The organism is Shewanella sp. MF05956 (assembly GCF_059758055.1).
In genome coordinates this window covers 348,446-359,102 of sequence record NZ_JCAYNV010000001.1, presented here as the reverse complement: position 1 = coordinate 359,102, position 10,657 = coordinate 348,446, and the positions used below count along the sequence as shown (strand labels likewise).

14 protein-coding genes are annotated in these 10,657 nt (G+C 42.5%); 12 read left to right on the top strand and 2 right to left on the bottom strand.

Going from position 1 to position 10,657, the window contains the following annotated elements:
- Positions 1 to 36 precede the first annotated feature (36 nt).
- On the top strand, positions 37 to 924 hold the full coding sequence (locus AC19MX_RS01475) for a hypothetical protein (RefSeq protein ID WP_498296322.1): 888 nt from the start codon (positions 37 to 39) through the stop codon (positions 922 to 924).
- Between the two features lie 32 nt (positions 925 to 956).
- Here AC19MX_RS01475 and AC19MX_RS01470 read toward each other — a convergent pair whose 3' ends face one another.
- On the bottom strand, positions 957 to 1,379 hold the full coding sequence (locus AC19MX_RS01470) for an Arc family DNA-binding protein (protein ID WP_498296320.1): 423 nt from the start codon (positions 1,377 to 1,379) through the stop codon (positions 957 to 959).
- Positions 1,380 to 1,499: 120 nt separating this feature from the next.
- On the opposite strand from AC19MX_RS01470, the gene AC19MX_RS01465 reads away from it, so the two are divergent.
- The 7 genes from AC19MX_RS01465 (at position 1,500) to AC19MX_RS01435 (ending at position 5,259) form a co-directional block, all read left to right on the top strand.
- Positions 1,500 to 1,664, top strand: coding sequence for a hypothetical protein (locus AC19MX_RS01465; protein WP_498296318.1), 165 nt, complete (start codon positions 1,500 to 1,502; stop codon positions 1,662 to 1,664).
- A complete protein-coding gene (locus AC19MX_RS01460) occupies positions 1,661 to 1,882 on the top strand; it encodes an Arc family DNA-binding protein (RefSeq protein ID WP_498296316.1) in 222 nt (73 codons plus the stop codon). The genes AC19MX_RS01465 and AC19MX_RS01460 overlap by 4 nt, the downstream gene beginning before the upstream one ends.
- Positions 1,875 to 2,687: a phage antirepressor KilAC domain-containing protein gene (locus AC19MX_RS01455; protein WP_498296315.1), complete on the top strand. Its 813-nt coding sequence runs from the start codon at positions 1,875 to 1,877 to the stop codon at positions 2,685 to 2,687. Before AC19MX_RS01460 ends, AC19MX_RS01455 begins: the two co-directional genes overlap by 8 nt.
- A 9-nt stretch (positions 2,688 to 2,696) precedes the next feature.
- Positions 2,697 to 3,173, top strand: a complete 477-nt coding sequence (locus AC19MX_RS01450) for a hypothetical protein (protein ID WP_498296313.1) — start codon at positions 2,697 to 2,699, stop codon at positions 3,171 to 3,173.
- Positions 3,174 to 3,392: 219 nt separating this feature from the next.
- The gene (locus tag AC19MX_RS01445; protein ID WP_498296311.1) at positions 3,393 to 3,659 is read left to right on the top strand and encodes a hypothetical protein; all 267 of its coding nucleotides are present in this window, start codon (positions 3,393 to 3,395) and stop codon (positions 3,657 to 3,659) included.
- 9 nt (positions 3,660 to 3,668) lie between these two features.
- Positions 3,669 to 3,839 carry a hypothetical protein gene (locus AC19MX_RS01440; protein WP_498296309.1) on the top strand — a complete coding sequence of 57 codons (171 nt, stop codon included), beginning with the start codon at positions 3,669 to 3,671 and terminating at the stop codon, positions 3,837 to 3,839.
- Between the two features lies 1 nt (position 3,840).
- Positions 3,841 to 5,259 carry an SGNH/GDSL hydrolase family protein gene (locus tag AC19MX_RS01435; RefSeq protein ID WP_498296307.1) on the top strand — a complete coding sequence of 473 codons (1,419 nt, stop codon included), beginning with the start codon at positions 3,841 to 3,843 and terminating at the stop codon, positions 5,257 to 5,259.
- A 38-nt stretch (positions 5,260 to 5,297) separates the two neighbouring features.
- On the opposite strand, the gene AC19MX_RS01430 is transcribed toward AC19MX_RS01435, so the two are convergent.
- Positions 5,298 to 5,510: a hypothetical protein gene (locus AC19MX_RS01430; RefSeq protein WP_498296306.1), complete on the bottom strand. Its 213-nt coding sequence runs from the start codon at positions 5,508 to 5,510 to the stop codon at positions 5,298 to 5,300.
- Between the two features lie 852 nt (positions 5,511 to 6,362).
- On the opposite strand from AC19MX_RS01430, the gene uppS reads away from it, so the two are divergent.
- From uppS to rseP, 4 genes are read left to right on the top strand one after another with little or no spacing between them, the layout of a single operon-like run.
- Positions 6,363 to 7,187: a polyprenyl diphosphate synthase gene (uppS, locus tag AC19MX_RS01425; protein ID WP_432401479.1), complete on the top strand. Its 825-nt coding sequence runs from the start codon at positions 6,363 to 6,365 to the stop codon at positions 7,185 to 7,187.
- Between the two features lie 22 nt (positions 7,188 to 7,209).
- Positions 7,210 to 8,067 carry a phosphatidate cytidylyltransferase gene (locus AC19MX_RS01420; RefSeq protein WP_432401477.1) on the top strand — a complete coding sequence of 286 codons (858 nt, stop codon included), beginning with the start codon at positions 7,210 to 7,212 and terminating at the stop codon, positions 8,065 to 8,067.
- Between the two features lie 5 nt (positions 8,068 to 8,072).
- Entirely contained in the window at positions 8,073 to 9,263 is a 1,191-nt protein-coding gene (gene ispC, locus AC19MX_RS01415) for a 1-deoxy-D-xylulose-5-phosphate reductoisomerase (RefSeq protein ID WP_432401558.1), read from the top strand.
- Positions 9,264 to 9,275: 12 nt separating this feature from the next.
- Positions 9,276 to 10,646, top strand: a complete 1,371-nt coding sequence (gene rseP, locus AC19MX_RS01410) for a sigma E protease regulator RseP (protein ID WP_432401556.1) — start codon at positions 9,276 to 9,278, stop codon at positions 10,644 to 10,646.
- The last annotated feature ends 11 nt before the right edge of the window (positions 10,647 to 10,657 follow it).

Sequence of the window (10,657 nt, the reverse complement as noted above, 5' to 3'; positions counted from 1 at the left end):
TCATCAAAGGCTTATTACATGATTGAAAGGGATTTTATGAAAGACATTAAACTTGCGTTATTGGTCGCAGCATTATCAATGTCAGGCTGTGGCGGTGGAGGTGACGAAAATTCATCAAGTACAACCTCGCCAACACCAACGCCAAAACCAGTGGCTGATTATGTTCTAGATTCAGACAAGTTAAGGCAGTATGAGCTTGGTGACTATATTTCTTACACGTTTAATTTTGACGAGACTTATAGCGATGGTTCTGGTCAATATTGGAATGGTGGCGGCTTAGAATGGCAGGTTGAAACCGACCCAAGCGAATGGTTCGACACTGATGGAAGTAAAACCTTAACATCAACTTATACGGTAGATATAGATGGTTTTATTGAAACTCAAATAACGGAACGTTATATTCAGCCAAGCAGAGTTGATTACCCAGAAGTCTCTGGTGGTTACCATTTAATATCAGACAAAGACATTGTAATAGTTGATAAGTCCTGGGATGACAGTATTTACTGTGTTGCTTATAGCATCGATGAAAATACATGTTACCCAGTACCTTTATCGCCTAGTGAATTTAAGGTCGGTTATAGTTGGGAGTTTGCAGGTAAAAGTAATAGGGGTTTATCGCTAATAACTATGGACCCCAAAGGGCAGTATGATTCTATTGTTAAATGGGAAGTTGAAAAGAAAGAGGTCATTGAAACTGAGTTAGGGAGCTTTGAAACCTATAAGCTAAAAATGTACCGTGAATTAAGTACTCAATCAACAACATCAAGAGTTTACTATGTTACTGAGGGCTATTACTGGTATTACCCTAAGATTGGTGTTGTAAAGGCTGATATTGTAAAGAGTCAACGCTTTAGTGGTAACAGTGTCCCGTACCAAAAGAATGAAATTGATTACACGATAAATTACACAAACATACCGTTCTAATACATTAAGGCCGCATCTAGCGGCCTTTTTTATTAAAAGTTAATCACGATTGATTCGGCATTTATCTCAACCTTATAACCTACATCAATAAGGGCTTTTATAGCTGGGTTAACAACTTCTGTGCAAATAGCACTTTCGTCATCATAGTAATCTTCGCCAACTATATTGGGAACATCAACGGCTGCGAATTCTGATCCATTTTTTGCAGCCTTGTTGATTTCATCGACGCAGTGGCTAAATAAAACGTTGTACAAATTATCCCTTGCAGCCTTAGCAATAGCTTTAGCTTCGCTTGGGGTGAGTAGCTTTGTTGGTGCAATTTGATTTAAAAATCCTGATTCAAGGCGATGAACTATTTCAGCGTTCATAGACCTGCCGTTATCTTTTGCCACTGATTCAACTTGCTCTTTTAGTTCTGGAGGTAATCGAAGCTTCATCTGTGGATATTCGCGCATAACTAGCCTTCTTTATTAATTAATCAACTTCATTACTTGACAAGATAAACCACACTGGTTTATCTTTCAATGGAACCACCGTGGTTCCAATTGGTTTTGGTAACAGTATCAGGAGTCAGTATGAAAGTGCGCGATTACCCAATGATGCGTATCCGCGTCAGCCCAGAGCTTAAAGATAAAATCTTACAGGCGGCTAGCGCTGAAAGTAGAACGCAGAATAGTGAAATATGTCATCAGCTAGAAAAGGTTTACGGATTAAAGCAAGCAAATCAGGAGGAAGCATGAAAAACTCAAGAACAATGCCTCAGTTCAACGTGAGAATACCAACAGAATTAGTGGAGTTTGTAAGGTTGAACGCAGCGAAAAACTTTAGATCAATGAATGCTGAAATAGTGTATGCGTTAACTCAGCATCAGCAAGCCCAAGAAAAAGCCCCAACTGCTGTAACAGTCGAGGCTCACGAATCAACCAAACAGCAAAGTAAAGGTGACTTCAATGAATAATATACCAAACAACGTGAACGGAATACAACGTGAAAAAAATCCAAATGTCGCAATGTCTAATTATAACCATTGTCCGACCATCGCTGGCGTAGACATTACCACTGACGAACAAGGCCGCTTCAACCTCAACACACTGCATAAAGCGAGTGGGGAGGGCGAAAGTAAAGCTCCAGCAAAGTGGCTGCGTAATGCTCAAGTAAAAGAGCTTGTTCAAGAATTAACCGATGGACAAAATTGTCCATCGCCAATAGAAGCCAAGAAAGGCGGCGCATCACAAGGCACTTTCGCTCATGAGCTACTTGCGATCTCTTATGCTGGATGGATCAGCCCATCATTCCAGTTAAAGGTTAATCAGGTGTTTTTAGATTACCGCAACGGGCGGTTGCAGCCTCAAGTTGATCCAATGGATGCGTTACGCGATCCCGCAACCATGCGAAGTTTGTTACTTGGTTTTAGTGAAAAAGTATTAGTGCTTGAAGATCAACTAAAAGTATCGCAACCAAAAGCGCAAGCGCTTGATCGCATCGCTACGGCTGATGGCAGTTTTTGTATTAGTGATGCGGCTAAGCAATTGCAGGTTCGTCCTAAAGATTTATTTGCTTACTTGCAATCGAACAAATGGATATACCGTAGATTAGGTACAAGCTGGTTAGCTTACCAAGAGCGTATTCAGCAAGGTTTGCTCGAGCATAAGGTGACTGAGATAGATAAAGGTGATGGAACGACTCGCATTACCACGCAAGTTAGGTTGACCGCCAAAGGGTTAACTAAATTATCAGAAACCTTTACTCAACAACTAATGTAGGAGGAAGCCATGAACAACATAATGACTAATACTGGGCATACATCGCTACCTAAGCCATTAGCATTCAAAACCAACCAAGAGCACCATTCACATACGTTGCCATTTGTTGATTTCTGCCCAATGAAGCAGGGTATGTCTTTTTGGAATGTTCCTAAAACCGGAGGGTTTTACGGTGGAGTAACCACTGGAAGTGCGCTAGCTAAAATTTACATCAAACATTTAATTGACGGTAGTTATGAGGACGAAGGCGGATTACTCCAATTAATTGCAAAGGACATGTCAAAAACAGTTTGCGTAAATACAGAAGAGCAAAGAGCTATCAACGGACAAATAACAGGATTCTTTAGAGAAATTGAGCAATTTATGAAGTATGTAGGCTTTATTAGCGATGGCAATCTAAATCGCTTTGATAGAGCGTCAAATCTTGAGGCCGCAAATTTAGGAATTAACTTTGACGAGTCGCAATTAGCAAAAAAGTATAGCTAGTATCAGCGCTTAATAAGCAATCCGAGATTATCAACAACAATAACCAGTTGAGCGGCAGCGAGAAACGCGAAAAACTAGACGCCATAACACGGCAAAAGAATGCGATTTACCAAGCGGCATACACGAACTTCAATTTGCGCGAGTGGTAATTAGCAATTTAACCCAATACTAGCCGGACTCTGTTCCGGCTTTTTTACGTCAATAAAAAGGTGAATCAACATGGCAGCAACTAAAGTAGCAAAGGTTTTACAGGGTCAGGAATACGAAAGCGTTAATACATTGTTCGGTATTGCTGTGGGTACCGCTTTCACCATTCAAAACCAAACCGATGGCAAGAAGTTTAAATTAAGCATTGCAGCCTCAAAGCCTGCAGTCACCACGCTGGCTTATCGATTATCGCCATCTAACAGTGATGCAATTATCGAAATCCCAGCCGGCAACCCAGAAGTGTGGGCTTACGGCCACTGTCAAATTCAAGCTGAATAAGGCGGTACCATGAAAATACATAAACGAGTTGTGGTTGGCGGTATACCAGCCAGCCTGACCAGTTTAGCGACCGGTATTGGTATTGCTAAGCAGGCGAATATGATAGTGGGTGGCGGTGTCAGTAATGGTTCGCCAGTGACAAAACAGTTTACTTGGAAGTCTCAGTTTAAGTGGGGTTAGTATGGGTAATTTAGTAAAGTTTGAAACAGAAGATATGCCTAGTGGCCTGAGCGAAGTCTATTTTCGCATTACTGATACCAGTGAGCAGCGTAATGATTTGTTCAAAGGCAAGTTCCCTGTGAACGGGGATCTAATTGAAATTGATATTGGTGCTTCTGGCTCTGATGGTCAGGGTGTTATAGTTTACGGTGATAATTATTCAGCAGGTAACGAATCTACATTTAAATCGTTTAGTGGGTACGGGGTAGTTGAAACTCAATCATCAGCAATACTTTATGGAGAGAGATTAAAAGTAGTTGCATTTGGCGACTCTATAACTGACATAGGTGACAGCCCCAGAACGTTAACATCCTACAACAGATCAACCAGAGGTTATTGGGTTAACGCTATTAACTCATCATCGCAAGAGTTTGATTTGCTTGATGGCCTTGGTGTTAGTGGGAATAAAACCACGGATTTGTTGAATAGGATATCGGACGTAACAACAAGCAACGCCGAAATAGTTATGCTGCTGATAGGCACTAACGATGTAAATATATTAACTCCAGTGGCAACCATTGCATCTAATGTTGAAAGTATCGTTGACCAAATAATAGCATCTGGTAAAAAAGTCTTGTTATGCCCAGTCCCTCATAGGAAGATTTCAGACGGGTTTAATGATGAAATAGACTCGCTAAACACCCTATATACTAATATAGCCGCAGCTAGAGCATCCGATATAGCTATGGTTGGCAATTTCACTGCGTTCAATGCGAAAATAGATAGCGGGGCGAGTACTGAGTTAGACGTCACAACGGATGGGCTACATCCCAATTCATATGGAGCATGGCTGATGGGGCTAACTGTGAAGGATGTTCTAGACTCTAGATTCATAAGCACAAGCCCTGCTGGAAGGGTTAACCTAGCCCCTAACCCTTCATTTATTGGAAGTGCTGGCCTAGTCCTAAACGGAGCAACAGGTGTAGCGCCTACAGATTGGCGACTTTACTATGCAGACCCTTCGAGCGGAAGCTCTGGCCTTGGTGGTGTTCTGAATGGTGATGGCACATACACTGTTAAAACTGGGTTAGTAGCTAACGTTGCGAGTGAAAATATGGGGCTATTCAGGACTGGAAACGTAAGTATAGTTGCTGGCAAGAATTACTTCTTTGGCGTAAAAATAACAATGCTTAATACTGCGGCGGCAAGTTATGGCACTATATACGCAAGCGGAGGCGGGGCGCAAACACTTACTAATTTCAACATACCTATGACTGGTGGTGCTGGCGAGCAAATTGTATATGATGGAAATATGCTCTACACAAACTCGATGGTGTTTGGCACTGCAACATCCGTTGTTTTATATATAAAAATAGACTGCGGCGGAGCGTCACCAGTTGAGTTTACCGTTTCTAATCCTATTTTATATGAAGTAATATAGTAAACAAAATGCCGCCTAACCAGCGGCTAAACTTTCAACTACCAACCCATAAATCCCGCAAGTAACAATCCCACTCCACACAACAAGCCAAGCAGGGTTAATAAACCCTCTTGGCGTTCCCGCCACTTATTACTACCTGCAACAAACATATATAAGCCAGCGCATATAGTAGGCATACCAATTAGCCAGCTAAGGTTTTCACCGGCAGCATAGCCGAGTATTAATAGTGCGAGTGCAATTATTATGTGCATTGTTCGTCCTTGTTGAATTAGGTTTAGATTGAAAGGCGTTCACTGACTCTTATCGATTCACTGGCTTTTGGGTCAGGCTACGCAGATGCGCCAAAGCTGAACACCTAACAATCTAAGTAATGGATAACCGCCATCGTCTAGGCCAGTTAATCGCTGACGCCCGCATGCGGGCTCTGTGCTTTCGCAGGTTATTACATTGTTAAAGGTGTCTGATCTGGATAGGTCTGAACTTATCGAGTGACTCGCAGCGACAAACACCTTAACAATATAATAAACCGCGTGTGCGGTAACTTGCCTCTGATTTGTCAGTTCAGTAACTGGGCTATAAGAGTTTAAGACCTTTCCTAGCAGCATCGCCATTACGCGTTATCCTTGTCTTGATAGTCTTTCCTATCAGTCAAGATTTTAACAATCCGTTCTACACGGATAAATGCCATTTTAACGAGTAATGCAAATCTGATCTCAAAACCGCACCTACGGTCACAGCACTTTGCTAGTCAAGTTTATAAATAACAGCACTTGTTTTAACATGCGTTATTCGTGTCAGGATGCTGGCTTGCAATTCTATGGAAGCAATTAGCGTTATACATCTTTACCCATACAGACCATTCAAAATTATCACACAAAAAAGTTAGCGCAAGCTTGAGTTTCGCATACGCAAACAACAGTTTTGCGGATAGGAAACATTGCGCGTATAATCAGGTCACTTTTAGATATTTGTACATGGCTGTGTACATAGCTATCAAATAACTGAAAATACATAAGCTAAGTTATTGAGTTTAAGAGAGTTAATTAAATCGTCCGTGTAAGGGTATACTACACGGCGTTTGTTTTTATAAAGGATTGCCGTAGATGTCATCTACAGTTGAGTTTGAATCAGACCCTAATGCAGATCCGGAGGCTATGACTTCGCCATTACTGCCGGGACAATTATCTGATGTAGTTAAACAATCTCTGCCAAAGCATGTTGCAATTATCATGGATGGTAATGGTCGCTGGGCACAATTGCAGGGTAAAGCCCGTGTGTTTGGCCATAAAGCCGGTGTTAAAGCCGTTCGTCGTGCCGTTAGCACCGCAAGTCAGTTAGGGATTGAATCGTTAACGCTGTTCGCGTTTTCGAGTGAAAATTGGCGCCGACCTGATAAAGAAGTCAGTTTGTTAATGGAACTGTTTTTTACTGTGTTGCAGCGCGAGCTAAAATTGCTCGACAAAAATCAAGTAAGACTCAATATTATTGGCGATACCAGTCGCTTTTCAGCGCGTTTGCAAAAGCAAATTGCAGCAGCTCAAGAAAAAACGATGGCCAATACCGGGTTAATATTGAATGTAGCGGCTAACTACGGTGGCCGTTGGGATATCTTGCAAGCTGCACAAAAATTAGCCGAAAAGGTCGCAACTGGCGAAATCAACAGCAGTCAGATGACCGAAGATGCCCTAAATGAACATTTGTGCATGCAAAATCAGAGCGAAGTTGATTTAATGATCCGTACTGGCGGTGATTACCGCATTAGTAATTTTGTGTTATGGCAGGCTGCATATGCCGAATTGGTGTTTACTGACACCTTGTGGCCTGACTTTGATGAGCAAGCATTTCGAGATGCGCTTGCCATTTTTGCCAGTCGGCAGCGTCGTTTTGGTTTGACTGGGAGTCAAATCGAACAGATACGCGCAATATAAAAAATATTAAGAGGATTAGTTTTTGCTAAAACAACGAATAATAACAGCATTGTGGTTAATCCCAATTGTACTCGGGGCAATTTTTTTACTACCAGCAAACTTCTTTGCTTGGGTATTGGTGCCAGTTTTTTTGATTGCAGCCAAAGAGTGGGGCAGTTTCATTGACCCTCAGTGCAATGCAACTCAATGGTCTTTTACCGCAACATTAGGTTTTTTGCTGATAGCCCTTAATTTGACCGTGCCAGTGGATGTTTTGTGGTTTAAAGGCCAACTACACCCAATGTACCTGGCAATCATTAGTATTGGTGTGTTTTGGTGGATTGTTAGCAGTATATTAGTGTTTAGCTTTCCTAAAAGTGCTAAGTTTTGGAAAACCAGCCCAATGTTAAAGTCTATGTTTGGACAACTAACATTAGTGCCGTGTTTTGCTTCATTGATTGCGCTTAAGTCATTAAGCAATAATGTTGACCCTTATTATGGCGGCGCCTTAGTGTTTTTGGTGATGCTGGTCGTTTGGGCCACCGATACCGGAGCTTACTTTGCGGGTCGTAAATTAGGTAAACATAAGTTGATGCCTAGCGTTAGCCCTGCCAAGACCTTAGAAGGCTTAGCAGGTGGTTTGTTAACCACAATGATAGTCGTTGCAGGCGTAATGTATGTCGCACCAGAACAAGAACTTGGCTTGTTGGTTGTCGTGACGTTAGTCACTGCGTTAGCTTCAGCATTTGGTGATTTATCTGAAAGCATGTTTAAGCGTGCTGCCAACATCAAAGACTCGGGCACTATTTTACCAGGCCATGGTGGCATTTTAGATCGTATCGATAGCTTAACGGCCGCATTACCTGTGTTTACCTTTATCTATATTGCGATGTGGATGTAATGTCGATGCAAAATATGGTGATACTAGGAGCGACAGGCTCCATCGGGGCAAGCACTCTGAGCGTGATAGCAAATAATCCTGCCGAGTTCCATGTCTATGGCTTAGTTGCCAATGCCAGTGTTGATAAAATGCTAGCCCTATGTGTTAAGTATCAACCGCAATATGCTCATATGGTTAATGAGGCCGCTGCTATGCAGCTTAAAGCTCAGTTGCCTTCACATAGTATTACCCAAGTGACAACCGGTGCTGAGGCGCTGCATGCGTTAGTGACTGACAGTAAAACAGATACCGTGATGGCTGCCATTGTTGGTGCGGCTGGATTAGTGCCGACCTTTGATGCTGTTAAAGCTGGTAAGCGTGTATTGTTGGCCAACAAAGAAGCGTTGGTGATGTCTGGCGAATTATTTATGAACACCGCTAAGGCTTCAGGTGCAACAGTGCTGCCTGTCGACAGCGAGCATAACGCTATATTTCAATGTTTACCTCAGCAAGTACAAGACCAACTCGGTTACTGCGATCTTAATGGCAATGGTATTTCGCATATTTTGCTAACAGGATCGGGTGGACCTTTTCTAAATACCGATTTAACCACCTTGAGCACCATGACACCGGCTCAGGCATGTAATCACCCTAATTGGTCTATGGGACCTAAAATTTCGGTCGATTCCGCTACCATGATGAATAAAGGCTTAGAGTTTATCGAGGCTCGCTGGTTGTTTAACACTCAAAAAGATCAGCTGAAAGTGGTTATTCATCCTCAGAGTGTGATTCACTCCATGGTGCAATATCGAGATGGTTCAGTGATTGCACAGATGGGAAATCCCGATATGCGCACTCCAATTGCTCATTGTATGAGCTATCCGCAAAGAATTCATGCAGGTGTTGAACCTTTGGACTTTTTCAAAGTCGGACAATTAAGCTTTTGTGAACCTGACTTTAGCCGTTTTCCTTGCTTACGTCTGGCGATGCAAGCTTGCGAACAAGGTCAAGAGTCAACGACAGTATTAAATGCGGCTAACGAAATTGCCGTCGATTCATTTTTAAAAGGTCAGATCCGTTTTACCGATATTGCTGATGTTAATCATCATTGTTTAGACTCAGTGCAACAAACACGCTTAGCCAGTATTGAAGATATTTTGCAGCTTGATGAGCAAGCGCGCAAAACGGCTAAATCGGTTATTAACGCACTTAATTAATTCAGGGAAATGATGATAGATTTTTTTTGGAGCCTTGGTTCATTTATCGTGGCATTGGGCATTTTAATTACCGCCCATGAATACGGTCATTTTTGGGTTGCCCGTCGTTGCGGTGTCAAAGTAGAACGTTTCTCTATTGGCTTTGGCAAAGCGATTTGGCGCAAAGTGGGCCAAGACGGTACCGAGTATGTGGTCGCGATGATCCCATTGGGCGGTTATGTCAAAATGCTCGATGAGCGTGTAGAAGACGTACCAGCAGAATTGGTTGATCAAGCATTTAACCGCAAATCAGTATGGCAACGTATCGCGATTGTGTCAGCAGGCCCAATTGCCAATTTTATTTTTGCCATACTTGCCTTGTATATTATGTACTTGATAGGCACACCATCGCTTAAGCCTGTTATCGATAGCACTAAATTAGACAGCCAAGCAGGGATTATTAATGTGGTTGAACCGCAACAGATTCTCGCGGTATCAGGGCAAAAAGTTCGCACCTGGGAAGAAGTGAATTTAGCGTTAGTGGGGCATATTGGTGATGCAAGCATTGAATTAACCTTAGCGCCCCTTGCCACATTGTCTGGCATGGATATGCCAACGAAAACAGTGACACTAGATACTCGCGCCTGGGTTTTTGACCCAGAAAAAATGTCGCCTATTACTTCGTTAGGTTTAGGGATATTTCGCCCAGGGATTGACCCTACCATTGCTTTAGTGTCGGCTGAGAGTGCTGCAGAACAAGCAGGGATAAGAGTCGGTGATAAATTATCATCAATTAATGGCAATCCTTACAGTGATTGGAAAGACTTTGTCGATGTGGTACAAACATCGGCAGACAAATCAATAAGCATGACATTGGTGCGAGACGGCCAAGTGATCAATGTTGATGTAACACCTAAAGCTCAGCAAAACCCAGATGGCAAAACCATTGGTATTGTTGGCATTAGCCCTACTCAAGCACCTTGGCCTGACAATATGCGCTTTGATCTTGAGTATGGCATAGTAGATTCTTTTATCGCAGCGACTGACAAAACATGGCAACTCGTTGTTGTTAGTTTCAAGATGATTGGAAAATTATTTACCGGCGATGTGTCGGTGAAAAACTTAAGTGGTCCTATCTCGATTGCACAAGGCGCAGGCGCCAGTGCAAGTTACGGTTTAGTGTACTTTCTTGGGTTTATCGCGCTCATCAGCGTTAACTTAGGCATCATTAATTTAATGCCTTTGCCAGTGCTTGATGGTGGACACTTGCTGTATTACTTTGTTGAAGTGATTACTGGTAAGCCTGTACCCGAAAAGGTGCAGGAAATAGGTTTCAGGTTTGGCGCAGCATTGCTGCTAATGTTGATGGGTGTCGCCCTATTCAACGATTTTGCCCGACTCTGAGCAAGGACAGA